The organism is Candidatus Nanopelagicus limnes, from assembly GCF_002287885.2.
GTDB lineage: Bacteria > Actinomycetota > Actinomycetes > Nanopelagicales > Nanopelagicaceae > Nanopelagicus > Nanopelagicus limnae.
The window spans coordinates 1078556-1101256 of the sequence record NZ_CP016768.2; the positions used below are offsets into that span (position 1 = coordinate 1078556).

The window sequence follows — 22701 nt, forward strand, 5'->3', positions numbered from 1 at the left end:
CTTTAACTACTTAAGCTCTAATCTTACTAGTTGGGCTAATGATTCTGCGATTTTTTGAGCCAAGTCCAATTCATTTGCCTCAACCATTACTCGAACAAGTGCTTCAGTTCCTGATGCACGAAGTAAGACTCTGCCATTTTGACCTAATTGTTGCTCAGCAGATGTGACTGCATCCTTAATTTTTTCTGAGGATGACAATTTATCTTTATTGACATCTTTAACATTGATTAAAACTTGTGGGTATTTTTCCATTGTTGATGCCAGTTCCAGTAATGATTTCTTAGATTTAGCCATTATCTGCATAACCTGTAATGCAGTAAGTAAGCCATCGCCAGTATTTGAAAATTGGCGCATAATCACATGGCCAGATTGCTCGCCGCCCAGGCTGTAATCATGTTCTAACATCTTCTCTAATACATATCGATCACCAACTGCAGTTTTCTCAAATTTAATTCCTAAACTCTGCATCGACTTTATAAAACCTAGGTTGCTCATCACAGTTCCAACTACCGCTTTTTTATTTAACTCTCCCTGAGCTAAATAAGCGCTAGCTAAAATATTTAATATGTGATCACCATTAATTACCTCACCAGTTTTTGCAATTAAAAGGCAACGATCAGCATCCCCATCATGGGCAACCCCAAGATCTGCATTAGCTTCTTTAACCTGCGCAATTAAATTATCTAAATGAGTTGAGCCACAATTTTCATTAATATTCCAGCCAGTTGGTGCGGCAGATATTGCTTTAACATTTGCCCCAGCTCTTTCATAAGCAATAGGTGCAACGGTTGAGGCTGCGCCATTTGCACAATCCACAATTACATTTAAGCCAGTTAACTTCGTTGAAATTGTTGCCAGCAAATGCTTTATATATCTTTCTTTAGCGCCTTCATCTAAAACAATTCGACCCACATTTAACCCAGTTGGCCGATCCCAAGGCTCACCTAATCTTGCTTCGATTTGGGCCTCAACTTGATCAGCTAATTTATCCCCACCCTTTGCAAAGAACTTAATTCCATTATCTGGCATTGGATTATGGGATGCGCTAATCATTACGCCCAGATCTGCATTACTTTCTTTAACTAGAAATGCGATTGCAGGTGTTGGCAGCACGCCAACTCGGTAAACATCAACACCAGCACTTGTTAATCCAGCAACTATTGCCGCCTCTAAAAAATCACCAGAGGCACGAGAATCTTGTCCAACAATTGCTTTTGGGCGATGTCCAGCAAATGCACCAATTTCACCTAGGACATGTGCGGCAGCGATTGCTAAATCAACGGCAAGTTCAGCTGTGAGATCAACATTTGCAACACCTCGTACACCGTCGGTGCCGAAGAGGGCCATATTAGATTTTTTAGCGACTAAAAAATTAACGCTTGCTGTATTGAGAACGCTTACGAGCCTTCTTTAGGCCGTACTTCTTGCGCTCAATTACTCGTGCATCACGAGATAAGAATCCAGCCTTCTTCAAAGTTGGTCGGTTAGCATCAGTATCAATTTCATTTAACGCACGAGCAACACCAAGACGAAGTGCTCCTGCTTGACCAGATGTTCCGCCGCCATTGATGCGAGCAAAAACATCGTAAGTACCTTCTGCGCCAACAGTTTTAAATGGATCAGCAACTAATTGCTGGTGAACTTTGTTTGGGAAATAAACTTCAAGTGGCTTGCCGTTAACAACCCAGCGACCAGATCCTGGAACTAAACGAACTCTGGCAACAGCTTCCTTACGACGACCAACGCCACCACCTGGAGCAGTAATTGCTTTGCGGTTGGTAGCAGGTGCTGGTGTGCTTGAGCTGTATGAGGTTGGAAGTGCCTCAGTGCTTGAGTCTAAATTTTCCTCTGACATTTTTCTCCTATTTATTTCTTTGAAATCTGGGAAACTTGAATGAACTCAAAAGCCTTTGGGTTTTGAGCTGCATGTGGATGCTCACTACCTGCATAAACTTTTAACTTAGTTGCAGCAGAACGGCCAACTGAATTCTTTGGCAACATTCCCTTGATTGCTTTTTCAACGGCACGCGTTGGAAACTTCTCAAACAAATCTGAGTAAACAGTTGAAGTCATGCCACCTGGATAACCAGAGTGTTGGTGTGCAAATTTTTGTGAGCTCTTTGAACCAGTCAATGCAACTTTGTCGGCATTGATAACAATTACAAAGTCACCCATATCCATGTGCGGAGCAAAAGTTGTTTTGTGTTTTCCGCGCAATAAGTTTGCAGCGTGGGTAGCAAGACGTCCGAGCACCACATCTTGAGCATCAATGAGATACCAACTACGGGTGATCTCACCAGCTTTAGGTGTAAATGTGCGCACGAGCATCTGCCTTTCTTATTGCTAAGGATTGTCCCGATTGGGTCATTTCCAGAGGCCAAAGATTACCTTCAGGTGTGGGATTAGGTCAAAACCGCATCCTGGCCCCGCTTAGAAATCGCCCTCATTCTCTTGCCCCTGCTGTTGCTGGTGATAATCGTTGTAATTAGCCAAGTATTGATCCTCCGGTGGGAAATCAACTTTAATCAGAGTTAAACCTTTTGCTGGAAACACATAACTATCTGAAATTCTCTCTCGCTGCTCTAATGTTTTTTTCATCCAAGCCGGTTCAAACCTTCCTTCACCAACGCAAACAGCTGCTCCAACTAAATTTCTAACCATGTTATAGCCAAAGGAGTTAGCAGTAATTTGGCCAACCACCAAACCTTTTTCATCCCGGCGCCAATTAAATTCAAGTAATTTCTTGATAGTGCTAGTTCCTTCACGGTGTTTACAAAAGGTGAAAAAATCATGCTCTCCAAGTAATAATTTAGATGCTTGATTCATTAGACCTATATCAAGTACGCGAAACCAGGAAGTGCTGTCATGGCGATCAAAAGGTGCGGTAACTTGTCCACCATCAACTATCTTGTATTGATAGGTACGCGAATTTGGGCCAAACCTGGCGTGAAAATTAAGCGGCGCCCAAGTAGCTGCCAGCACTCGAACATCTGCTTTTAATAATTGATTAAGCCGAAAGGCTAAGTTTTCTACCTCAGTATCTTCTGGCAGATCAACATGTAAAACTTGATGTTTTGCATGCACGCCAGCATCAGTTCGCCCAGCAACAATTGTTGAAGCTTCACCTCTGGTAATAGTTGAAAGAGCGGTTTCAAACTCTTCTTGAATAGTCCTAAGCCCTGGTTGTTTTGCCCAACCAGAAAAGTGCGTTCCGTCATAAGTTAAATCAACTCGTAAACGAGAAAACCCACTCTTAACTTCAAGAGTGGGTTTAGTCATAATCTTTATTTTAGGTCTGCGTTATTACTCAGCTTTCGCTGCTGCTTTTTTTGCAACCTTTTTAGCTGGCACGCCAGCTTCAACCATTTCGATTACTGCCATTGGTGCATTGTCACCTTTGCGTGGACCGATTTTGGTTATACGGGTATAGCCACCATCACGGGCTTCAAATCTTTTTGCAATATCTGTAAACAATGTGTGCACTACAGATTTGCTAGAGATTCTTGCCATAACGCGACGACGAGCTGCAAGATCACCTTTTTTTGCATGAGTGATTAATCGCTCTGCTAATGGACGAAGACGTTTTGCCTTTGCTTCAGTTGTGGTCAACTTTCCTTTTTCGAAAAGTTGCGCAGCTAGTGTGCCCAGCAATAATTTCTCATGTGCTGGTCCACTTCCTAAACGTGGGCCTTTACTTGGCTTTGGCATATTCTCTCCTAGACCTCTTCAGCGTCGACAAGTTCATCATCAACGTTGCTTCCATAATTAGCATGCTTAGTTGGATCAAATCCAGCTGGGCTGTCCTTTAATTGCATTCCCATGGATTGTAGTTTCGCCTTAACCTCATCAATTGATTTGGAGCCGAAGTTACGAATATCCATTAGATCTGCTTCAGAACGTGAAAGTAACTCACCAACGGTGTGAATACCTTCGCGCTTTAGGCAGTTATAAGAACGAACAGTTAGATCAAGATCTTCGATTGGAAGTGCCATGTCAGCAGCGAGTGCTGCATCTTGAATGGACGGTCCCATCTCAATTCCTTCAGCGTTAGCATTTAATTCACGTGCTAAACCAAACAACTCAACCAATGTCTTTCCGGCAGATGCCATTGCATCAGCTGGCTTCATTGATCTCTTAGTCTCAACATCTACAACTAAGCGATCGAAGTCGGTACGTTGTTCAACACGAGTTGCTTCAACTTTGTAGGTAACGCGCAATACAGGTGAGTAAATAGAGTCAACTGGAATTCGACCAATTTCTCCTCCTGCTTGCTTGTTTTGAACAGCGGTAATGTAACCACGACCACGCTCAACTGTTAACTCAATCTCAAACTTTGCCTTTGAGTTTAGGGTAGCAATGTGTAGCTCTGGGTTGTGCACCTGCACACCAGCTGGAGCTGCAACATCTGCACCAGTAACAATTCCCTCACCATTTTTACGGATGTAAAGAAGTGATGGCTCATCATTATCTGAAGATAAAACTAGGTTTTTGATGTTTAAGACGATCTCAGTTAGATCTTCTTTCACACCTTCTAGGGCAGTGAACTCGTGCAACGCATTGTTTACTCGAATACCAGTAACAGCTGCTCCTGGAATTGAAGATAACAAGGTGCGACGAATTGAATTACCAAGGGTGTAACCGAAACCTGGTTCTAGTGGCTCAATAATGAACCGTGAACGGTATTCGCTTACTACTTCCTCAGTGAGGATGGGGCGTTGTGCAATTAGCACTGTATTCCTCCGTATGTTCTGGAAGACCCTCTATTTGATCTTCCGGTTGGCTTACGATATTTAGTTTTTACTACTGTAAATCTTTACTGCTTTAATTACTTGATTACTTGGAGTAAAGCTCAACGATTAGTTGCTCTTGTACTTGAGTATCAATAATTGGTCGGGTTGGGATTGCGTGAACCAAAATGCGCATCTTTGATCCCACAACCTCCATCCATGCTGGAACTGCTTTCTCACCAAGCTCAGCGCTAGCAACAATGAATGGTGTGGTGTCCAGCGAAGCTGGCACAACATCAATTACATCCATTGGTGTTACGCGAAACGATGGAATATTTACGCTCTTGCCATTTACTAAGAAGTGACCGTGGCGAACTAACTGACGTGCCATGTCACGGCTCTTTGCAAAGCCAGCGCGGAAAACTACGTTATCTAAACGAGTTTCAAGTAGTACCAAAAGATTTTCACCAGTCTTACCTTGCAGACGGTTTGCCTCTTCGTAGTAACCACGGAACTGACGTTCTAGAATTCCGTAAATACGTGCACACTTTTGCTTCTCACGCATCTGTAGTAAGTACTCAGAATCCTTTGAGCGAGCGCGACCATGTTGTCCTGGTGGATATGGTCGTGACTCAATTGGACACTTTGGTCCGTCACATTTAGAGCCCTTAAGGAAGAGCTTTACTTTTTCGCGACGGCATCTTTTGCAATCTGCACCGGTATAGCGAGCCATAGTTTTCTCCCTTTCCTTATACTCGACGTGGTTTACGTGGACGGCAACCGTTATGAGGTGCTGGAGTTACATCTGCGATGGCTCCGACCTCAAGACCTGCTGCTTGTAATGAACGAATTGCAGTTTCCCGGCCTGAACCAGGTCCCTTAACAAATACATCAACCTTCTTTAAACCATGCTCTTGTGCTTTGCGAGCAGCAGCCTCGGCTGCCATTTGCGCAGCAAATGGAGTTGATTTACGAGAACCTTTAAATCCAACTTGGCCAGATGATGACCATGCAATTACGCCACCTGCTGGATCGGTAATTGAAACAATGGTGTTGTTGAATGTGCTCTTGATGTAAGCATGTCCGAAGGCAACATTTTTCTTATCCTTCTTACGTGCTTTAATTTTCTTAGGTGCAGCCTTTGCTGCTTCCTTTGCTGGTTTAGTCTTCTCGGCGGCCATTACTTGGTCTCCTTCTTCTTACCAGCGATTGCAACACGTGGACCCTTGCGAGTACGAGCGTTGGTGTGAGTACGTTGTCCGCGGACCGGTAATCCCTTACGGTGACGTGATCCTTGGTAGCTTTGAATTTCAACTTTGCGACGGATGTCGCCAGCGACCTCTCGACGAAGATCACCCTCAATTTTGTAATTTGCTTCAATGAATTCACGAAGCTTTGCCAAATCTGGCTCTTGTAAATCTTTAACGCGGATATCTGGTGAGATACCGGTAGCAGCGAGAGTTGCCTGCGCACGGGTAAGTCCCATTCCGAAAATATAGGTAAGTGCGATCTCAACGCGCTTTTCGCGGGGAAGATCGACACCAACAAGACGTGCCATATCGCTAACCTGTTTCTTTTATCCGAAAGGTCCTTCGCAATGCCTCCAGATAATTTCTTATCTGGCCTCAGCCTTTCGGACTGAGGGTCTTAATTAAGTTTGACCCTAATTAAGTTACATCACGCGTTTTTTTATTTAACCCTGACGTTGTTTATGACGTAGGTTTTCGCAGATCACCATTACGCGACCATTACGACGAATGACTTTGCACTTGTCGCAAATCTTTTTCACGCTAGGTTTGACCTTCACGATTACCTTTCTAACAACTTAAGATTAAAAATTATTTATTTGTAACGATAAATAATTCGACCTCTGGTGAGGTCATACGGACTAAGTTCTACGATCACTTTATCTTCAGGCAAAATACGAATGTAGTTCTGTCGCATCTTTCCACTGATATGTGCTAAAACTTTGTGTCCATTTGTTAACTCAACTCGGAACATTGCGTTCGGTAGTGCTTCAGCAACAGTGCCTTCAATTTCAATTGCACCGTCTTTCTTGGCCAAGCGATACCTACTTATCTGTTCTAAATTAGGTTTACCCCTTGCGAGGCAGGAGGGATAGTTTAGGCGGGGTGGGTAAAAAAGAAAAATCCGCTCAAAGAGCTTCAAATCTATGCGGGGAAATCTGGGCCAATCTAGAGCAAATCTGAGACTTCAACACCCAATCTGGCTAGTTGCTCTTTTCCACCATCTTCAGCAGTTAAAACAAAGATTTTGCCATCTGGAGTGATTGTGTAGGTGTGTTCAAAATGCGCACCAGTTGATGAATCATGTGAGACAACTGTCCAATCATCACTTAAAACTTTAGTGCGCTCATTACCTCTGGTAATCATTGGTTCAATCGCAAGTGCCATACCAACTACTAACTCAGGTCCGTTGCCTGCTGGTCCAAAATTTAAAATATGTGGCTCTTGATGCATCGCACTGCCAATGCCATGACCACCATACTCACGCAAAATTCCATACTTACCTTGTGAATTTATATAACCTTCAATTGCAGCTGAAATATCAGTTAGCTTGGCGCCCTTTTTACCTGCGGCAATTCCTCGCCACATCGACTCTTGGCAAACATCCATTAGCTTTTGATTGGCTTCTTCAATTTCACCTATACCAAATGAGATCGCAGCATCACCATGCCAGCCATCAACTATCGCACCAAAATCGATAGATAAAATATCGCCAGAAACTAGTTTTCTTTTATTTGGAATTCCATGCACTACCTCTTCATTTACTGAAGCGCAGATAACAGCTGGAAATCCGTGATAACCCAAAAAGGAGGATGTTGCCCCATGCTTGGCTAAATTCTTTGCGGCAATCTCATCTAGCTCTAAAGTAGTCATCCCTATTTGGGCAGATTGCTTAAGTAATTTCAAAGTATCAGCAACTACTAACCCTGCTTTTCGCATTAGTTTTAATTGCGATAGATCTTTAACCTCAATTGCCATATTTACTAACCTAAGGCTGAGATAGCTTTTTTGGTAATCTCAGAGACATCACCAAGGGCTGAAATAATTTTTAATAGCCCGATTGATTTATAAAACTCAACAATTGGCGCAGTTTGCTCGGTATAGATCACAAGCCGTCGAGTAACAACCTCTTCTTTGTCATCCTCGCGTTGATAAAGCTCACCTTGGCATTTATCACAAACTCCTGCCACCTTCGGCTTTTCAAATTCAACATGGGATGAGACGCCACATCCACGACAAGTGCGACGGCCAGATAATCGTTTAACAATTTCAGCATTATCAATTTTTAGTTCCAACACCGCATCCAGTGGCATCTTCTTCTCCGCCAAGATTTGATCTAAAACTTGCGCTTGATTGGTATTGCGAGGAAAGCCATCTAGTAAGAAGCCATTGGCCACATCAGTATTTCCAAGTCGATCTCTAACCATTTCATTGGTAACAGAGTCTGGAACTAGCTCACCGCGATCCATGAAACTTTGTGCTTGTTTGCCAAGCTCGGTGCCATTTTTTAAATTAGCGCGGAAAATATCACCGGTGGAGATATGTGGAATTTTGTAATGGGCAGCTAGATGAACTGCTTGTGTTCCTTTACCAGCACCTGGTGGTCCAACCAGGATTAATCGCATTAGCGCAAGAACCCCTCATAGGAACGTTGTTGTAGTTGAGATTCAATCTGCTTGGCAGTATCTAGACCAACACCAACAACGATCAAAATAGCAGTTCCACCAAATGGGAAGTTTTGTGAAGCCTGGAACAAAATTAATGCGATAAATGGAATGATCGCAACAATTGAAAGATAAAGCGCACCTGGCGCAGTAATTCTTGATAATACATATTGCAAGTACTCAGAGGTTGGCTTACCAGCTCTAATTCCTGGAATAAAGCCACCGTACTGCTTCATGTTGTCGGCAACCTCATCTGGATTAAAGGTAATTGCAACATAGAAGTAGGTGAAGAAAACAATTAAGAACGCATAGACGCCGATATAGAAGAAGTTATCGCCATTTACTAAGTTCTTTGAAACCCAAGTTGCCCAGCCAGCTTGGCTGCCGCTGAAGTTAACAATCAAAGAAGGGATATACAAAAGTGAGGAGGCAAAAATTACTGGGATAACACCAGATTGGTTTACCTTGATTGGAATATAGGTGCTAGTTCCACCGTATTGCTGACGTCCTACTTGACGCTTTGCATACTGCACTGGAATTCGACGTTGCGCCTGCTCTACGAACACAACTGCTGCAACGATTAAAACTCCAACTGCCATAATAAATAGGAATGCAAACCAGCCCTTTTGTAGGCGGATGGACCAAAGCTGTCCTGGGAATGTTGCAGCAATCGATGTGAAAATTAAGATCGACATACCATTACCAACACCACGATCGGTGATCAATTCACCTAACCACATAATTACTGATGTGCCAGCAGTCATAACTGCGATCATGGTGATAATTCTTTGCCATGAGGTATCAGGAATAATTGGCAGTGCGCAATTTGGGAAAATTCGACCATCAATTCTTGCCACCGCAATTAAGCCAGTTGATTGCAAGATTGCCAATCCAATAGTTAGGTAACGGGTGTATTGAGTTAGCTTGGCAGTTCCAGATTGTCCCTCTTTCTTTAAAGCTTCAAAACGAGGGATAACTACTGTTAACAACTGAACAATAATTGAGCTGGTGATGTAAGGCATGATGCCTAGAGCAAAAACGCTAAGTTGAAGCAAAGCGCCACCGCTAAATAGGTTGATCAAACCAAATAAGCCACCAGTGTTTGCAGTTGCTAAACACTCCTGCACATTCACATAGGAAACTCCAGGAGTTGGAATTACTGAACCCAATCGAAATAGGGCCATGATAGAAAGAGTGAAGATTATCTTCTTTCGCAAATCAGGTGTCTTAAATGCCTTACCAAATGCTGCTAACAAGTTCTTCTCCCTTCTATCTAATCTTTAAGTATTAAAGAGTCTTTGCAGATCCGCCAGCAGCTGAAATCTTTGCAGTTGCTGATGATGAAAATGCGTGTGCAAGCACGGAAACTTTTACTGAGATATCACCGTTTCCAAGTACTTTAACTGGATGACCCTTACGGGCTGCACCCTTCTTAACTAAATCCTCAACTGTCACATCTCCACCCTTTGGGTAAAGTGAATTAATAGTTGAAATATTTACCGCCTGATACTCAATTCTTTCTGGATTCTTAAATCCGCGAAGTTTTGGCAAGCGCATAACTAATGGCAACTGACCGCCTTCAAATCCAGCACGAACCACGTTACGAGCACGTGTTCCTTTGCCGCCTCGACCAGCTGTCTTTCCCTTAGAAGCTTCACCGCGACCCTTACGAGTCTTAGCTTTCTTAGCTCCAGGAGCTGGACGTAAATGATGAACCTTAAGCACCATTGTTATTCAACCTCCTCAACTGCAATTAAATGACGCACGGCGTAAACCATGCCACGAATCTCTGGTCGATCTTCCTTAACAACTACATCACCAATTCGCTTCAAACCAAGTGAGCGAAGTGTGTTTCGTTGATCAGGTGGATTGCCAACCTTTGATCTAACTTGAGTAACTTTTAATCTTGGCATTAGGCACCAACCTTTACTTGCTCTGCAATCAAACGAGTAATCGCAGCAGGTGCAACATCTTCAAGTGGGCGACCACGACGTGCTGCAATCGCAGTTGGATTTTCCAACATCTTCAATGCTGCCGCAGTTGCGTGCACCATGTTGATTGGATTTCCAGATCCTAAAGATTTTGTTAATACATCTGTGATGCCAGCGCACTCAAGTACTGCACGAACTGGGCCACCAGCGATTACACCAGTACCTGGGGATGCTGGGCGAAGCAAAATAACTCCGGCAGCTTTTTCACCTTGAACTGGGTGTGGAATAGTTCCATTTAAAATTGGGACTTTAAAGAAATTCTTCTTGCCATCTTCAACTGCCTTAGCAATAGCTTGTGGAACCTCTTTGGCTTTTCCATATCCAACGCCAACCATTCCTTTGCCATCGCCAACAACAATTAATGCAGTAAAGGAGAAACGACGTCCGCCCTTTACAACCTTGGCAACACGATTAATAAATACCACGCGCTCGGTGTATGGAGACTTCTCCTTTTGGAAATCACCATCACGACGTTCGCGCTTTTCACGACCGCCCTTTGGCTTATCCTCACGGGCGCCGGTGTTAGTAGCTGGTGTACCGGCCATTAGAACTCCAATCCATTTGCACGAGCACTTGTTGCAACTGCTGCAACACGGCCGTGGAACTTATTACCACCGCGGTCAAAGACCACAGCAGAAATTCCTTTTTCTTTTGCACGCTTTGCGATCAACTCGCCAACCTGCTTTGCCTTTGCGGTTTTATCGCCAGCAAATGCACGCAACTCTTTCTCCATTGTGGAGGCAGAAGCTAAAGTTTTTGAAGTTGAATCATCAACAACCTGCACAAATAAGTGACGGGCTGATCGAGAAACAACTAAGCGAGGACGCTCTGTTGTGCCAACAACTCGCTTACGCAAGCGGAAGTGACGACGGGCGCGGGCCTTTGTTGGTGAACCCTTAACGACTTTATAACCGATAGCCATTATTTCTTACCTGTCTTTCCTTGCTTGCGGCGGATATGTGCACCTTCTAAATGCAGACCCTTACCTTTGTATGGATCAACCTTGCGAAGTTTTTGAATCTTGGCAGCAGTCTCACCAACTAATTGTTTATTGATACCAACAACTGTGATTTCTGTTGGGGAATCAATTTTGAATGTGATGCCCTCATCAGCAATGAAGTTGATTGGATGGCTGTAGCCAAGTGCGAACTCAAGGTCTTTGCCCTTCGCTGCAACTTTGTAACCAACACCAACAATATTTATCTTCTTGCTATATCCCTTAGTTACACCCTCGATCATGTTTGAGATCATGGTGCGAGACATGCCATGAAGTGAACGTGCTTCACGTGTCTCATTTGGGCGAGTAACAGTAAGAGTTGAACCCTCTTGCTTAGCTGCAATTGGTTCAGCAAGTACATGAGTCAATGTTCCCTTAGGACCTTTAACTGAAACTGATTGACCGGCAACATTTATTTCAACTCCAGATGGAATTGAGATTGGCATTTTTCCAATACGTGACATTAGATCACCATACGTAGGCGAGAACTTCTCCGCCTACACCTTGCTTATTGGCTTGCTTATCTGTCAGCAAACCAGAGGAGGTTGAAATAATTGCAACACCAAGGCCACCTAAAACTTTAGGTAGTGAGGTTGATTTTGCGTAAACGCGAAGTCCTGGCTTTGAAACACGACGAAGACCAGCAATTGATCGCTCGCGGTTTGAACCAAACTTAAGATCTAAAACTAGAGTTTTGCCAAACCCAGTTGGATTGCTTTCAATATGAAAACCAGAGATGAATCCCTCTTGTTTTAATATCTCCGCAATTCGAGCTTTTACCGAAGATGAAGGCATGGAAACCTTGTCATGGTAAGCCGAGTTGGCGTTACGCAAACGTGCAAGCATGTCTGCGATCGGATCTGTCATTGTCATTACTTTGGCCTCTGGCCTTTCTCGAAATGGTTTCCGCAATTTTGCGGACCTGCTTCGTAGTTGATAGTTGGGTTTTGTATTACCAAGAAGCCTTGGTGATACCTGGTAACTCTCCAGCATGTGCCATTTCGCGGAAGCAAATACGGCAAATACCAAATTTTTGATAGACCGATTGAACGCGGCCACAACGTTGGCATCTTGTATAACCGCGCACCTTAAACTTTGGTTTACGGCTAGCTTTTACCTTCAGTGATGTCTTTGCCATTTGTGGTTGCCTCTCTTAATTTTCTCGGAAAGGGAAACCAAGTGCGCGAAGCAACTCTCTTCCCTCTTCGTCAGTTTTAGCTGTGGTAACTAAAGTGATATCCATTCCGCGAGTGCGATCGATCTTGTCTTGTTCGATCTCTGGGAATACAACCTGCTCAGTTAAACCAAATGTGTAATTACCATTTCCATCAAATTGCTTTGGTGAAAGTCCACGGAAGTCGCGGATACGTGGCAATGCGATTGAAAGCAGACGATCGGTGAATTCCCACATACGATCATTGCGAAGTGTTACGTGAGCGCCAATTGGCATGTTCTCACGAAGTTTAAATTGCGCAATTGATTTACGTGAACGAGTTACCTGTGGTCGCTGTCCAGTAATAGTTGCAAGATCGCGAATTGCACCCTCGATTAACTTTGAATCGCGAGCTGCTTCGCCAACACCCATATTCACAACAACTTTGGTAAGTGTTGGAATTTGCATCACATTCTTATAACCAAACTTGGCTTTAAGAGCTGGTGCAATCTCTGCTTTGTAACGTCCTTTTAGACGTGGTGCTAAATCAGTAGACATTAGGCATCCTTTCCAGAGCGGCGAGAGATGCGAACATTTTTGCCAGCATCATCTTTACGTGCGCCAATTCGAGTTGCCTTGCCATCGCCATCAACTAACATCACATTAGATAGGTGAATTGCAGATTCAACAGTGGTAATGCCGCCAACCTTTACGCCACGATCAGAGGTAGTTTCCTTGGTGTGACGCTTTACGCGGTTAACACCTTCAACTAAAACTCGTGCGCGGATACGGTCAACTGAAAGTACGGTGCCAGTTGTGCCCTTATCTTTTCCGGCAATTACTTGCACGGTATCGCCTTTACGGATGTTCGCCATTTTTATAGTACCTCCGGAGCAAGTGAAATAATTCGCATAAATCTCTTATCTCGAAGTTCGCGAGCAACTGGTCCGAAGATACGTGTGCCACGTGGCTCACCATCATCTTTAACAATTACTGCAGCATTCTCATCAAAACGAATATATGAACCATCAGCACGACGGTTCTCCTTCACGGTACGAACGATGACAGCTTTAACTACTTCACCCTTCTTAACCTGGCCACCAGGAATTGCATCCTTAACAGAGCAAACAATGATGTCGCCAATACCTGCATAGCGACGTGATGAGCCACCGAGCACACGGATGCAAAGTAATTCCTTTGCGCCGGTGTTATCGGCAACGCGTAAGCGTGACTCTTGTTGAATCATTTTTGCCCCTTACTTGGCCTTCTCAAGAATCTCAACCACACGCCAGCGCTTTGTTGCTGATAGTGGACGAGTTTCCATGATTAAAACGCGATCGCCGATGCCAGCTGAGTTGCTTTCATCGTGAGCTTTTAACTTGCGAGAGCGAGTCAAAACTTTGCTATACATGCCGTGCTTGATTCGATCTTGAATTGAAACTACGACAGTCTTATTCATCTTGTCGCTAGTAACGATTCCTTCACGAGTTTTACGGAATGGACGCTCTACAGAATTAGCTGATGCTTTTTCTTTACTCATGCGCTCACTCCAATCCCTAGTTCACGTTCACGTAAAATTGTGTAAATCCGGGCAATCTCTTTACGCACGGCAGTTAATCGACCATGGTTTTCTAATTGGCCAGTTGCTGCTTGGAAACGTAGGTTGAATAACTCTTCCTTCGCCTCACGTAGCTTTTCATTCAACTCATCAGTTGAACTAGCACGTAATGTTTCAGCAGTAGTCGTTGACATTAGAACTCCTCTCGGCGAACAACTCGGCACTTCATTGGCAACTTGTGCATTGCACGTGTCATTGCCTCAGTTGCGACAGCCTCTGTTACACCTGAAATTTCAAACATAACTCGGCCTGGCTTAACGTTTGCAATCCACCACTCAGGAGATCCTTTACCTGAACCCATACGAGTTTCAGCTGGCTTCTTTGTTAATGGACGATCTGGATAGATATTGATCCAAACCTTTCCACCACGCTTGATGTGACGTGTCATTGCAATACGAGCCGCTTCAATTTGGCGGTTAGTTACATACGCTGGCTCCATCGCCTGCACACCGTAATCACCAAAGGCAACAGTTGTTCCGCCCTTTGATTTTCCAGCACGCTTTGGGTGATGTTGTTTACGATGCTTAACGCGACGTGGAATTAACATTAGTTAGCTCCGCTCTCAGTAGGAGTCACAGCAGAATCAGCTGCGGCAGCACGCTCAGCAACAGTGGTTGTTGTTACCTCACCACGTGGTGCGCGTGGTGCGCGGTTTGTCCGATTTGGTTTTGGAGCTTTTGCAGCAGCTAAAGCTGAAGCAGCACGCTCGGCGCGAGATTCAATAACCTCACCCTTATAAATCCAAACCTTAACTCCTAAGCGACCAAATGTTGTGTGCGCTTCTGCAAAACCGTAATCAATATCAGCACGAAGAGTATGTAGTGGAACTCTGCCCTCACGATAGAACTCAGAACGGCTCATTTCAGCTCCGCCAAGACGACCACCGCACTGCACACGAATTCCTTCTGCTCCTGCTTTTAATGCAGTTTGCATTCCCTTACGCATCGCACGACGGAATGAAACACGAGCTGCTAATTGCTCAGCAATTCCTTGGGCTACTAATTGCGCATCAGTTTCAGGATTCTTAACTTCAAGAATATTTAATTGAACCTGCTTACCAGTTAGGTTTTCTAGATCAATTCGAAGCTTGTCTGCCTCTTGACCACGACGACCAATAACAATTCCAGGACGAGCAGTAAATAGATCGATTCGAACCTTTTCACGTGTTCGCTCAATCTCAATTTTAGATACGCCAGCTCTTTCCATCTTCTTAGCCATAAGCTTTCGAATCAGGATGTCCTCTTTAACATAGGCACCGTAAAGTTTGTCGGCATACCAACGTGATTTGAAATCAGTTGTAATTCCAAGACGGAAGCCGTGTGGATTTATCTTTTGACCCATTTACTCGGCCTTCCCTTTAGATGCAGCCTTTTTGGCTGGTGCTTTTTTAGCAGTTGCCTTTTTAGCCACTGCCTTCTTTGCTACTGGCTTTTCAGATAATGAATCAGCTGCCTTACTTGGCGCAGCCTTATCAACAATTATCGCCGGCTTTCTTAGTGCCTTTGGCTTTTGCATCTGTGAAGCTTTCAAATTCTTATTTGTACGAAGGTTCTTATCATCAGATAGAACAACAGTTACCTGGGATGATCTCTTATTGATTGCAAAGCCGCGGCCTTGTGCACGTGGACGGTAGCGCTTCATAGTGAAGCCTTCATCAACTAATGCTTCAACAACCCAAAGCTCAGATGCATCTCGAAGTGATGGATTCTTTTGCTTTGCATTTGCTACGGCGGAGGCAATTAATGAATAAATCGCAGCGCCCAGCTCTGGCTGGTTAGCAAACTTCATCATGTTAAGTGCTTCATCAGCACGCTTGCCACGAACAAGATTTACAACACGACGTGCTTTTTGTGGTGTGGAGCGGAAGTCACGCAAAACTGCGCGTGAAATTATCGCCGAGGTAGTATCGATGTTACTCACTTACTACCGCCTTTCCATCAGCACGAGAGTGACCTTTGAAGGTACGAGTTGGTGAAAACTCACCAAGCTTGTGACCGATCATTGCTTCGGTAACAAAAACTGGCACATGCTTGCGACCATCATGAACTGCAATGGTGTGACCAATCATGTCTGGTGTAATCATTGAGCGACGTGACCAAGTTTTAATAACATTCTTAGTGTTCTTCGCATTTTGTTCCTCTACCTTTTTAGATAGATGAAGATCAACGAAAGGACCCTTCTTTAAACTACGTGGCATCTTAAGATCCCCCCTTATCTCTTCTTATTGGACTTGCGACGACGGACAATTAAAGAATCACTAGCCTTCTTTTTACGAGTGCGCTTTTCAGGTAGACCCCAAGGTGAAACTGGGTGACGACCACCAGAAGTTTTACCTTCACCACCACCATGTGGGTGATCAACTGGGTTCATAACAACACCACGAACAGATGGGCGCTTGCCCTTCCATCGCATACGTCCAGCTTTTCCATAATTTCTATTTGATTGTTCAGCATTACCAACTGTGCCAACAGTTGCACGGCAACGAACATCAACATTTCTAATTTCACCTGATGGCATACGAAGTTGTGCGTATGGTCCATCTTTTGCAACTAGCTGAACTGCAGATCCAGCAGAGCGACCAATCTTGGCGCCACCACCTGGACGAAGTTCAATTGCATGAATCATTGTTCCAACTGGAATATTACGAAGTGGCAAGTTATTGCCTGGCTTAATATCAGCTGAAGCTCCGTTTTCAATTGCCGCACCTTGAGTTAAGCCCTCTGGTGCAATGATGTAACGCTTCTCGCCATCGGCAAAGTGAAGCAATGCAATGTTTGCAGTTCGGTTTGGATCGTATTCAATTTGAGCAACCTTTGCTGGAACACCATCTTTATCATTACGAACAAAATCAATTAAACGATAGGCGCGCTTATGTCCGCCACCTTGATGGCGCATAGTTACTCGACCAGTTGCGTTACGGCCACCCTTGGAATTAATTGGGCGAACTAAAGATTTCTCTGGCTTTTGACGAGTGATCTCTTCAAAATCAGGAACGCTTGCTCCGCGCTGACCAGGTGTGGTCGGCTTGAGATTACGCAGTGCCATTTATCTTCTCCCTATTCCTAATTAAGTCCCAATCTCCGCTTAGGAGACCGGTCCTCCAAAGATGTCGATCCGTTGTCCGGCTGCCACGTGCACAATTGCACGCTTTGTATCTTTACGCTTTCCAAAACCGATTGCAGTTCGCTTGCGCTTACCCTCACGGTTCATGGTGTTAACACTTAATACCTTTACGCCAAAAACTTTTTCAACTGCAATCTTGATCTCAGTTTTATTCGCATCCGGAGCTACTAAGAATGTGTACTTATTGCCATCTAGCAATGAGTAAGACTTCTCAGAAACCACTGGTGCTAGTAATACATCGCGATAGTTTTTCATGCAGATACTCCTACTTCACTCTCACGGGCAACCGCAGTTGCACCTTTGCCAGTTGCAGGACCTGCAATAAAGTCACGAAGAGCACCCTCAGAGAAAATCACATCATCGGAAACTAAAACATCGTAGGCATTTAATTGATCATTAACGATTAAGTGCAGATCATCATGATTTCTAAGAGCAAGCCAAGCTGCATTCTCAGTTCGTGATAACACAACTAACAAATTCTTACGATCAGAAAATTGGCGAACTGCATTAATGGCAGCCTTAGTTGTAGTTGCCTCCACAATTCCACTAACTGCATGGATGCGAGAAGCGCGTTGGCGATCTGAAAGAACACCCTTAAGCGCTGCTGCAATCATTTTCTTTGGTGTGCGTTGGTCATACTTACGAGGTACTGGACCATGTGCTACTCCACCATGACGTTGGTTTGGTGAACGAGTTGAACCCTGACGAGCGCGACCAGTTCCCTTTTGCTTAAATGGCTTCTTTCCACCACCAGAAACTTCACCACGGTTTTTAGTCTTGTGAGTTCCAGCGCGAGCTGCTGCTAATTGCGCAACGACTACTTGGTGAATTAATGGCACATTTGCCTGCACATCAAATATTGCTGCTGGCAGATCAATTGAACCAGTTGCTTTACCAGCAATATCTTTAACTTCAATCTTTAATGACATTAGGCACCAACCTTTGTATCAACAGTTTCTGCCGCAGTCATCTTTGCTGCTGTACGAATAAATACTGTGGCACCAATTGCGCCAGGCACTGATCCACGAACTAAAATCTTGTTAGTTGTGGCATCAACTGAGTGCACCAAAAGATTTTGTGTAGTAACAGTGTCAATACCCATTCGACCCATCATTCGCTTACCTTTAAACACGCGTCCTGGTGTAGTTCGGTTACCGATAGATCCTGACATACGGTGCTTCTTATCCACACCGTGGGCTGCGCCAATTCCAGAGAAACCATGGCGCTTCATAACACCAGCAGTTCCCTTACCTTTTGATGTACCAGTGGCATCAACAATCTCACCAGCTGCAAATACATCAGCCTTTAATTCTTGTCCTACTGAATAACCATCAGTTGAAGAAATGCGAAGTTCAGCAACCTCAGCACGTGGTGTAACACCAGCCTTTGCAAACTGACCAGCAAGTGGCTTTGAAATTTTACGTGGCTCAATCGCACCAAATGCTAATTGCACAGCGGTGTAACCATCTTTTTCAAGAGTGCGGATTTGAGTAACAACACATGGGCCAGCCTCAATAACAGTTACTGGCACAATTTTATTTTGGGAATCAAAAACTTGAGTCATGCCCAGCTTCGTACCCAAGATGCCTTTAATGGCAGATGATCTTGATTGCGTAGTTGTCATTTTTATATTCCCTTAGAGCTTGATCTCAATGTCAACGCCAGCTGGTAAATCAAGACGCATCAATGAATCAACAGTTTTAGGTGTTGGATCGATGATGTCGATTAGGCGCTTATGTGTGCGCATCTCGAAGTGCTCGCGGCTATCTTTATATTTGTGTGGAGAGCGAATAACACAGTAAGTGTTTTTCTCAGTAGGCAGCGGAACTGGGCCTGCGACGGTAGCACCAGTGCGCTCAACAGTTTCAACGATTTTCTTCGCTGAAGTGTCAATCACCTCGTGGTCATACGCCTTAAGCCTAATGCGGATCTTTTGTCCGGCCATTTTGCTTCTCCTTCTTCGTTTACTAGTTAAATCTTTTTAGTTATTTCTGGGCCACTATTTAAAGCAGCCCAGAAATAATTCTTAGTTTTTTCTTACTTAACGATCTTTGTTACGCGACCAGCGCCAACGGTGCGGCCACCTTCACGGATCGCAAAGCGAAGTCCCTCTTCCATCGCAACTGGCTGAATAAGAGTTACAGTCATAGCGGTGTTATCGCCAGGCATAACCATTTCAGTACCAGAAGGAAGTGTTACAACACCTGTTACATCCGTTGTACGGAAGTAGAACTGAGGACGGTAGTTGTTAAAGAATGGTGTGTGACGACCACCCTCATCCTTTGAAAGGATGTATGCAGAGGCTTCGAAATCTGTGTGAGGTGTAATTGACCCAGGCTTACAAACAACCTGACCACGCTCAACATCTTCACGCTTAGTTCCACGAAGAAGTAGACCAACGTTTTCGCCAGCCTGACCCTCATCAAGTAACTTACGGAACATTTCAACGCCAGTAACAATTGTCTTTTGTGCATCTGGACGGATACCAACGATTTCAACCTCTTCGTTGACCTTAACAATTCCGCGCTCGATACGACCAGTAACAACAGTTCCGCGACCAGTAATTGTAAATACATCTTCTACTGGCATTAGGAATGGCTTATCGGTTTCACGCTCTGGTTGTGGAATGAAGCTATCAACTTGATTCATCAACTCAAGCAGCGCATCTACCCACTTCTGGTCACCCTCAAGTGCCTTAAGTGCTGAAATGCGAACGATTGGGGTTGTATCTCCTGGGAACTCATACTTGTTTAGAAGTTCACGAACTTCCATTTCAACAAGCTCAAGAATTTCAGCATCATCAACCATGTCTGACTTGTTTAATGCAACAACGATTGAAGGAACGCCTACCTGACGAGCAAGTAGTACGTGCTCCTTAGTTTGTGGCATTGGACCATCAGTTGCAGCTACTACCAAAATTGCGCCGTCCATCTGTGCTGCACCAGTGATCATGTTCTTGATGTAGTCAGCGTGTCCTGGACAGTCAACGTGTGCGTAGTGACGCTTCTCTGTTTGGTACTCAATGTGTGCGATAGAAATAGTAATACCGCGTTGACGCTCTTCCGGCGCCTTATCAATTTGATCAAAATTCATCAGCGGATTTACATCCGGGAACTTGTCATGAAGCACCTTGGAAATTGCCGCAGTAAGAGTTGTCTTACCGTGGTCAATGTGACCGATGGTGCCGATGTTTACGTGCGGTTTGGTCCGCTCGAACTTCGCCTTTGTCACTTTTTCCTCCTGTTTTAGCTGTTAGTAGTTATTTCGGATTTTCGCTCTGGTCGTTGCGGTTTTACTCGCCGCGAACCTTTGCAATGATTTCTTTCGATACCGCTTGTGGAACTTCGGCATACGAATCAAATTGCATGCTGTAGCTCGCGCGACCTTGTGTCCTGCTGCGAAGATCTCCGACGTAGCCGAACATCTCTGACAGTGGCACTGTTGCCTTAACAATCCGGGCACCTGACCGCTCATCCATGGCCAAGATTTGACCACGACGACTATTAATGTCACCGATGACATCACCCATGAAATCTTCAGGGGTAATAACTTCGACCGACATAACTGGTTCCAGCAGAACAGGACCAGCAAGTTTTGCTGCTTCCTTAAATGCTGCGATTCCAGCAATCTTGAAGGCCAACTCTGATGAGTCAACATCATGGTAGGCACCATCAAGAAGAGTTACTTTCACATCAACTAATGGATAACCAGCAAGTGGTCCACTAGCGAGTGCTTCCTGGCAACCATCATCAACAGATGGGATGTACTCCTTAGGAATACGACCGCCAGTGATCTTGTTTACGAATTCATAAGGATTTTCAGAACCGGTTGGAAGTGGCTCTACTGAAATCTGAATCTTTGCAAACTGTCCAGAACCACCAGATTGCTTCTTGTGGGTGTAGTCATAACGAGAAACTGTTTTGCGAAGAGTTTCGCGGTATGCCACCTGTGGCTTACCAACATTTGCCTCTACTTTAAATTCACGCTTCATACGGTCAACTAAAATTTCTAAGTGAAGCTCTCCCATTCCAGAAATAATTGTCTGGCCAGTTTCTTCATCTGATTTAACATGGAAGGTTGGATCTTCTTCAGCTAATGATTGAATTGCAACGCCAAGTTTTTCTTGATCTGCCTTGGTCTTAGGTTCGATAGCTACTGAGATAACTGGAGCTGGGAAATCCATTGATTCTAGAATTACTGGTTTATCAACATCACATAATGTTTCACCGGTGGTGGTGTCCTTAAGACCCATAACCGCAATAATCATTCCGGCGCCGGCTGATTCCATCTCCTCACGCTTGTTAGCGTGCATCTGATAAATCTTTCCAATTCTTTCTTTTCTATCTTTAGTTGAGTTAAGTACTGCAGTTCCAGCTGTTAGTGAGCCGGAGTAAATCCGAACGAAAGTTAACTTACCTAGATGGGGATCTCGCATAATTTTAAAAGCAAGGGCTGAGAACGGCTCATCATTTTTTGGTTGACGTTCAATTTCAACTGTTGGATCTCCTTGCTTGTGTCCAACAATTGCTTTTACATCAAGTGGGCTTGGTAGGTAACGATTTACCGCATCAAGCATTGGCTGCACACCCTTGTTCTTAAATGCAGAACCAGTAAGAACTGGTGTTGCTTTGTCTGCAAGGGTTGCGCGACGGATTCCAGCAATAATTTCTTCTTCAGTTAACTCAGCACCCTCAAGGTACTTCTCCATTACAACATCATCGCAATCAGCAAGGGTCTCAAGTAATTCATGACGTGCTTGCTTTGCTTTCTCAGCTAAGTTAGCTGGGATCTCTTCAATTAAATAATCTTCACCCTTCTTAGTCTCACCCGGCCAAACAAGTGCCTTCATTGCAACTAAATCCACAACGCCAGAGAAATCACCTTCTGCGCCAATTGGAATCTGTAGTACTAGTGGTGTGGCATTAAGACGTGACTTGATCATGTCTACGCAACGATCAAATGATGCACCGGTTCTATCTAACTTATTAACAAAACAAATGCGAGGAACGTTATAACGATCTGCTTGACGCCAAACTGTTTCAGATTGTGGCTCAACACCAGCAACACCATCAAATACTGCAACTGCGCCATCTAGTACTCGAAGAGAACGTTCTACCTCAACAGTGAAATCTACGTGGCCAGGTGTATCAATGATGTTAATCATGTGATCTTTCCAATGGCAGGTCGTTGCTGCAGATGTAATAGTGATTCCACGCTCTTGCTCTTGTTCCATCCAGTCCATAGTGGCTGCGCCCTCATGAACCTCACCAATTTTGTAATTGATTCCGGTGTAGAAAAGAATTCGCTCAGTTGTCGTAGTTTTACCCGCGTCAATGTGAGCCATGATTCCAATATTGCGAACCTTGGCTAGATCAATTGCGGTTGCAACTGTCATTTTCTT

Annotated in this window: 37 protein-coding genes; all 37 read right to left on the reverse strand. The window is 44.3% G+C overall.

Annotated elements, in window-relative coordinates; translation table 11 throughout:
* Positions 1 to 6 precede the first annotated feature (6 nt).
* The 37 genes from glmM to fusA all read right to left on the reverse strand — a co-directional run bounded on the left by glmM (position 7) and on the right by fusA (position 22695).
* Positions 7 to 1347, reverse strand: a complete 1341-nt coding sequence (glmM, locus tag B1s21122_RS05480; RefSeq protein WP_095680252.1) for a phosphoglucosamine mutase — start codon at positions 1345 to 1347, stop codon at positions 7 to 9.
* Positions 1348 to 1372: 25 nt separating this feature from the next.
* The gene (gene rpsI, locus B1s21122_RS05485) at positions 1373 to 1855 is read right to left on the reverse strand and encodes a 30S ribosomal protein S9 (RefSeq protein WP_095680251.1); all 483 of its coding nucleotides are present in this window, start codon (positions 1853 to 1855) and stop codon (positions 1373 to 1375) included.
* Between the two features lie 11 nt (positions 1856 to 1866).
* Positions 1867 to 2322 carry a 50S ribosomal protein L13 gene (rplM, locus tag B1s21122_RS05490; protein ID WP_095681224.1) on the reverse strand — a complete coding sequence of 152 codons (456 nt, stop codon included), beginning with the start codon at positions 2320 to 2322 and terminating at the stop codon, positions 1867 to 1869.
* A 108-nt stretch (positions 2323 to 2430) separates the two neighbouring features.
* Positions 2431 to 3279 carry a tRNA pseudouridine(38-40) synthase TruA gene (gene truA, locus B1s21122_RS05495; protein ID WP_095680250.1) on the reverse strand — a complete coding sequence of 283 codons (849 nt, stop codon included), beginning with the start codon at positions 3277 to 3279 and terminating at the stop codon, positions 2431 to 2433.
* Positions 3280 to 3303: 24 nt separating this feature from the next.
* Complete coding sequence (gene rplQ, locus B1s21122_RS05500; protein WP_095680249.1) at positions 3304 to 3708, reverse strand: 50S ribosomal protein L17; 405 nt, start codon at positions 3706 to 3708, stop codon at positions 3304 to 3306.
* A gap of 8 nt (positions 3709 to 3716) precedes the next feature.
* Positions 3717 to 4730, reverse strand: a complete 1014-nt coding sequence (locus B1s21122_RS05505; protein ID WP_095680248.1) for a DNA-directed RNA polymerase subunit alpha — start codon at positions 4728 to 4730, stop codon at positions 3717 to 3719.
* A gap of 103 nt (positions 4731 to 4833) precedes the next feature.
* Positions 4834 to 5460: a 30S ribosomal protein S4 gene (rpsD, locus tag B1s21122_RS05510; protein ID WP_009612152.1), complete on the reverse strand. Its 627-nt coding sequence runs from the start codon at positions 5458 to 5460 to the stop codon at positions 4834 to 4836.
* 16 nt (positions 5461 to 5476) lie between these two features.
* Positions 5477 to 5908, reverse strand: a complete 432-nt coding sequence (rpsK, locus tag B1s21122_RS05515) for a 30S ribosomal protein S11 (RefSeq protein WP_095680247.1) — start codon at positions 5906 to 5908, stop codon at positions 5477 to 5479.
* Positions 5908 to 6285 (reverse strand): 30S ribosomal protein S13, encoded by a 378-nt coding sequence (gene rpsM, locus B1s21122_RS05520; protein ID WP_009612150.1) that lies wholly within the window; start codon positions 6283 to 6285, stop codon positions 5908 to 5910. The genes rpsK and rpsM overlap by 1 nt, the downstream gene beginning before the upstream one ends.
* Positions 6286 to 6420: 135 nt before the next feature.
* A complete protein-coding gene (gene rpmJ, locus B1s21122_RS05525; RefSeq protein ID WP_034266058.1) occupies positions 6421 to 6534 on the reverse strand; it encodes a 50S ribosomal protein L36 in 114 nt (37 codons plus the stop codon).
* Positions 6535 to 6569: 35 nt separating this feature from the next.
* Entirely contained in the window at positions 6570 to 6791 is a 222-nt protein-coding gene (gene infA, locus B1s21122_RS05530) for a translation initiation factor IF-1 (RefSeq protein ID WP_009612149.1), read from the reverse strand.
* Between the two features lie 131 nt (positions 6792 to 6922).
* Positions 6923 to 7732: a type I methionyl aminopeptidase gene (map, locus tag B1s21122_RS05535; RefSeq protein ID WP_095680246.1), complete on the reverse strand. Its 810-nt coding sequence runs from the start codon at positions 7730 to 7732 to the stop codon at positions 6923 to 6925.
* Between the two features lie 5 nt (positions 7733 to 7737).
* Positions 7738 to 8379, reverse strand: a complete 642-nt coding sequence (locus B1s21122_RS05540; protein WP_095680245.1) for an adenylate kinase — start codon at positions 8377 to 8379, stop codon at positions 7738 to 7740.
* Entirely contained in the window at positions 8379 to 9674 is a 1296-nt protein-coding gene (gene secY / locus B1s21122_RS05545; protein WP_095680244.1) for a preprotein translocase subunit SecY, read from the reverse strand. The genes B1s21122_RS05540 and secY overlap by 1 nt, the downstream gene beginning before the upstream one ends.
* Positions 9675 to 9705: 31 nt before the next feature.
* Entirely contained in the window at positions 9706 to 10146 is a 441-nt protein-coding gene (gene rplO / locus B1s21122_RS05550) for a 50S ribosomal protein L15 (protein ID WP_095680243.1), read from the reverse strand.
* A gap of 2 nt (positions 10147 to 10148) precedes the next feature.
* Positions 10149 to 10331: a 50S ribosomal protein L30 gene (gene rpmD, locus B1s21122_RS05555; protein WP_095680242.1), complete on the reverse strand. Its 183-nt coding sequence runs from the start codon at positions 10329 to 10331 to the stop codon at positions 10149 to 10151.
* On the reverse strand, positions 10331 to 10954 hold the full coding sequence (rpsE, locus tag B1s21122_RS05560; RefSeq protein ID WP_095680241.1) for a 30S ribosomal protein S5: 624 nt from the start codon (positions 10952 to 10954) through the stop codon (positions 10331 to 10333). The genes rpmD and rpsE overlap by 1 nt, the downstream gene beginning before the upstream one ends.
* On the reverse strand, positions 10954 to 11331 hold the full coding sequence (gene rplR / locus B1s21122_RS05565; RefSeq protein ID WP_095680240.1) for a 50S ribosomal protein L18: 378 nt from the start codon (positions 11329 to 11331) through the stop codon (positions 10954 to 10956). Before rplR ends, rpsE begins: the two co-directional genes overlap by 1 nt.
* The gene (gene rplF / locus B1s21122_RS05570; protein WP_095680239.1) at positions 11331 to 11870 is read right to left on the reverse strand and encodes a 50S ribosomal protein L6; all 540 of its coding nucleotides are present in this window, start codon (positions 11868 to 11870) and stop codon (positions 11331 to 11333) included. Before rplF ends, rplR begins: the two co-directional genes overlap by 1 nt.
* A 4-nt stretch (positions 11871 to 11874) precedes the next feature.
* Positions 11875 to 12279 (reverse strand): 30S ribosomal protein S8, encoded by a 405-nt coding sequence (gene rpsH, locus B1s21122_RS05575; RefSeq protein WP_095680238.1) that lies wholly within the window; start codon positions 12277 to 12279, stop codon positions 11875 to 11877.
* Between the two features lie 79 nt (positions 12280 to 12358).
* Positions 12359 to 12544, reverse strand: coding sequence for a type Z 30S ribosomal protein S14 (locus B1s21122_RS05580; protein ID WP_095680237.1), 186 nt, complete (start codon positions 12542 to 12544; stop codon positions 12359 to 12361).
* Positions 12545 to 12559: 15 nt separating this feature from the next.
* Complete coding sequence (rplE, locus tag B1s21122_RS05585) at positions 12560 to 13117, reverse strand: 50S ribosomal protein L5 (protein WP_095680236.1); 558 nt, start codon at positions 13115 to 13117, stop codon at positions 12560 to 12562.
* Entirely contained in the window at positions 13117 to 13434 is a 318-nt protein-coding gene (rplX, locus tag B1s21122_RS05590) for a 50S ribosomal protein L24 (RefSeq protein ID WP_095680235.1), read from the reverse strand. Before rplX ends, rplE begins: the two co-directional genes overlap by 1 nt.
* A 2-nt stretch (positions 13435 to 13436) precedes the next feature.
* The gene (rplN, locus tag B1s21122_RS05595; RefSeq protein WP_009612136.1) at positions 13437 to 13805 is read right to left on the reverse strand and encodes a 50S ribosomal protein L14; all 369 of its coding nucleotides are present in this window, start codon (positions 13803 to 13805) and stop codon (positions 13437 to 13439) included.
* 9 nt (positions 13806 to 13814) lie between these two features.
* Positions 13815 to 14099, reverse strand: a complete 285-nt coding sequence (rpsQ, locus tag B1s21122_RS05600) for a 30S ribosomal protein S17 (RefSeq protein ID WP_095680234.1) — start codon at positions 14097 to 14099, stop codon at positions 13815 to 13817.
* Positions 14096 to 14311: a 50S ribosomal protein L29 gene (gene rpmC, locus B1s21122_RS05605; RefSeq protein ID WP_009612134.1), complete on the reverse strand. Its 216-nt coding sequence runs from the start codon at positions 14309 to 14311 to the stop codon at positions 14096 to 14098. The genes rpsQ and rpmC overlap by 4 nt, the downstream gene beginning before the upstream one ends.
* Positions 14311 to 14724 carry a 50S ribosomal protein L16 gene (gene rplP, locus B1s21122_RS05610; RefSeq protein ID WP_009612133.1) on the reverse strand — a complete coding sequence of 138 codons (414 nt, stop codon included), beginning with the start codon at positions 14722 to 14724 and terminating at the stop codon, positions 14311 to 14313. Before rplP ends, rpmC begins: the two co-directional genes overlap by 1 nt.
* On the reverse strand, positions 14724 to 15518 hold the full coding sequence (gene rpsC / locus B1s21122_RS05615; protein WP_095680233.1) for a 30S ribosomal protein S3: 795 nt from the start codon (positions 15516 to 15518) through the stop codon (positions 14724 to 14726). The genes rplP and rpsC overlap by 1 nt, the downstream gene beginning before the upstream one ends.
* Positions 15519 to 16097 carry a 50S ribosomal protein L22 gene (rplV, locus tag B1s21122_RS06475; protein WP_095680232.1) on the reverse strand — a complete coding sequence of 193 codons (579 nt, stop codon included), beginning with the start codon at positions 16095 to 16097 and terminating at the stop codon, positions 15519 to 15521.
* On the reverse strand, positions 16090 to 16374 hold the full coding sequence (rpsS, locus tag B1s21122_RS05625; protein ID WP_009611839.1) for a 30S ribosomal protein S19: 285 nt from the start codon (positions 16372 to 16374) through the stop codon (positions 16090 to 16092). Before rpsS ends, rplV begins: the two co-directional genes overlap by 8 nt.
* Before the next feature lie 14 nt (positions 16375 to 16388).
* Positions 16389 to 17222 carry a 50S ribosomal protein L2 gene (gene rplB, locus B1s21122_RS05630; RefSeq protein WP_095680231.1) on the reverse strand — a complete coding sequence of 278 codons (834 nt, stop codon included), beginning with the start codon at positions 17220 to 17222 and terminating at the stop codon, positions 16389 to 16391.
* 39 nt (positions 17223 to 17261) lie between these two features.
* On the reverse strand, positions 17262 to 17555 hold the full coding sequence (rplW, locus tag B1s21122_RS05635; protein ID WP_009611837.1) for a 50S ribosomal protein L23: 294 nt from the start codon (positions 17553 to 17555) through the stop codon (positions 17262 to 17264).
* On the reverse strand, positions 17552 to 18229 hold the full coding sequence (gene rplD / locus B1s21122_RS05640) for a 50S ribosomal protein L4 (RefSeq protein ID WP_095680230.1): 678 nt from the start codon (positions 18227 to 18229) through the stop codon (positions 17552 to 17554). The genes rplW and rplD overlap by 4 nt, the downstream gene beginning before the upstream one ends.
* Positions 18229 to 18924 carry a 50S ribosomal protein L3 gene (rplC, locus tag B1s21122_RS05645; RefSeq protein WP_095680229.1) on the reverse strand — a complete coding sequence of 232 codons (696 nt, stop codon included), beginning with the start codon at positions 18922 to 18924 and terminating at the stop codon, positions 18229 to 18231. Before rplC ends, rplD begins: the two co-directional genes overlap by 1 nt.
* Before the next feature lie 12 nt (positions 18925 to 18936).
* On the reverse strand, positions 18937 to 19245 hold the full coding sequence (gene rpsJ, locus B1s21122_RS05650) for a 30S ribosomal protein S10 (RefSeq protein WP_009611834.1): 309 nt from the start codon (positions 19243 to 19245) through the stop codon (positions 18937 to 18939).
* A gap of 92 nt (positions 19246 to 19337) precedes the next feature.
* Positions 19338 to 20531, reverse strand: a complete 1194-nt coding sequence (tuf, locus tag B1s21122_RS05655) for an elongation factor Tu (protein WP_095680228.1) — start codon at positions 20529 to 20531, stop codon at positions 19338 to 19340.
* 61 nt (positions 20532 to 20592) lie between these two features.
* Positions 20593 to 22695 (reverse strand): elongation factor G, encoded by a 2103-nt coding sequence (gene fusA, locus B1s21122_RS05660; protein ID WP_095680227.1) that lies wholly within the window; start codon positions 22693 to 22695, stop codon positions 20593 to 20595.
* Between the last annotated feature and the right edge of the window lie 6 nt (positions 22696 to 22701).

Bases quoted from the DNA above. Each gene is read 5' to 3' on its own strand.
- rplR (WP_095680240.1), bottom strand. From the start codon at position 11,331: ATGGCTATCGGTTATAAAGTCGTTAAGGGTTCACCAACAAAGGCCCGC.
- rpsQ (WP_095680234.1), bottom strand. From the start codon at position 14,099: ATGAGTAAAGAAAAAGCATCAGCTAATTCTGTAGAGCGTCCATTCCGT.
- B1s21122_RS05580 (WP_095680237.1), bottom strand. From the start codon at position 12,544: ATGGCAAAGACATCACTGAAGGTAAAAGCTAGCCGTAAACCAAAGTTT.
- rplO (WP_095680243.1), bottom strand. From the start codon at position 10,146: ATGGTGCTTAAGGTTCATCATTTACGTCCAGCTCCTGGAGCTAAGAAA.
- rplQ (WP_095680249.1), bottom strand. From the start codon at position 3,708: ATGCCAAAGCCAAGTAAAGGCCCACGTTTAGGAAGTGGACCAGCACAT.
- rplX (WP_095680235.1), bottom strand. From the start codon at position 13,434: ATGGCGAACATCCGTAAAGGCGATACCGTGCAAGTAATTGCCGGAAAA.
- rplB (WP_095680231.1), bottom strand. From the start codon at position 17,222: ATGGCACTGCGTAATCTCAAGCCGACCACACCTGGTCAGCGCGGAGCA.
- rpsS (WP_009611839.1), bottom strand. From the start codon at position 16,374: ATGCCACGTAGTTTAAAGAAGGGTCCTTTCGTTGATCTTCATCTATCT.
- rplN (WP_009612136.1), bottom strand. From the start codon at position 13,805: ATGATTCAACAAGAGTCACGCTTACGCGTTGCCGATAACACCGGCGCA.
- rpsC (WP_095680233.1), bottom strand. From the start codon at position 15,518: ATGGGTCAAAAGATAAATCCACACGGCTTCCGTCTTGGAATTACAACT.
- rplC (WP_095680229.1), bottom strand. From the start codon at position 18,924: ATGACAACTACGCAATCAAGATCATCTGCCATTAAAGGCATCTTGGGT.
- fusA (WP_095680227.1), bottom strand. From the start codon at position 22,695: ATGACAGTTGCAACCGCAATTGATCTAGCCAAGGTTCGCAATATTGGA.
- rplP (WP_009612133.1), bottom strand. From the start codon at position 14,724: ATGTTAATTCCACGTCGCGTTAAGCATCGTAAACAACATCACCCAAAG.
- rpsH (WP_095680238.1), bottom strand. From the start codon at position 12,279: ATGACAATGACAGATCCGATCGCAGACATGCTTGCACGTTTGCGTAAC.
- map (WP_095680246.1), bottom strand. From the start codon at position 7,732: ATGGCAATTGAGGTTAAAGATCTATCGCAATTAAAACTAATGCGAAAA.
- rpmD (WP_095680242.1), bottom strand. From the start codon at position 10,331: ATGCCAAGATTAAAAGTTACTCAAGTTAGATCAAAGGTTGGCAATCCA.
- rplF (WP_095680239.1), bottom strand. From the start codon at position 11,870: ATGTCACGTATTGGAAAAATGCCAATCTCAATTCCATCTGGAGTTGAA.
- rpsK (WP_095680247.1), bottom strand. From the start codon at position 5,908: ATGGCCGCCGAGAAGACTAAACCAGCAAAGGAAGCAGCAAAGGCTGCA.
- rpsJ (WP_009611834.1), bottom strand. From the start codon at position 19,245: ATGGCCGGACAAAAGATCCGCATTAGGCTTAAGGCGTATGACCACGAG.
- B1s21122_RS05540 (WP_095680245.1), bottom strand. From the start codon at position 8,379: ATGCGATTAATCCTGGTTGGACCACCAGGTGCTGGTAAAGGAACACAA.
- rpsI (WP_095680251.1), bottom strand. From the start codon at position 1,855: ATGTCAGAGGAAAATTTAGACTCAAGCACTGAGGCACTTCCAACCTCA.
- rpsD (WP_009612152.1), bottom strand. From the start codon at position 5,460: ATGGCTCGCTATACCGGTGCAGATTGCAAAAGATGCCGTCGCGAAAAA.
- rpsM (WP_009612150.1), bottom strand. From the start codon at position 6,285: ATGGCACGTCTTGTTGGTGTCGATCTTCCCCGCGAAAAGCGCGTTGAG.
- rplD (WP_095680230.1), bottom strand. From the start codon at position 18,229: ATGTCATTAAAGATTGAAGTTAAAGATATTGCTGGTAAAGCAACTGGT.
- glmM (WP_095680252.1), bottom strand. From the start codon at position 1,347: ATGGCCCTCTTCGGCACCGACGGTGTACGAGGTGTTGCAAATGTTGAT.
- rplW (WP_009611837.1), bottom strand. From the start codon at position 17,555: ATGAAAAACTATCGCGATGTATTACTAGCACCAGTGGTTTCTGAGAAG.
- rpsE (WP_095680241.1), bottom strand. From the start codon at position 10,954: ATGGCCGGTACACCAGCTACTAACACCGGCGCCCGTGAGGATAAGCCA.
- truA (WP_095680250.1), bottom strand. From the start codon at position 3,279: ATGACTAAACCCACTCTTGAAGTTAAGAGTGGGTTTTCTCGTTTACGA.
- rpmC (WP_009612134.1), bottom strand. From the start codon at position 14,311: ATGTCAACGACTACTGCTGAAACATTACGTGCTAGTTCAACTGATGAG.
- rplE (WP_095680236.1), bottom strand. From the start codon at position 13,117: ATGTCTACTGATTTAGCACCACGTCTAAAAGGACGTTACAAAGCAGAG.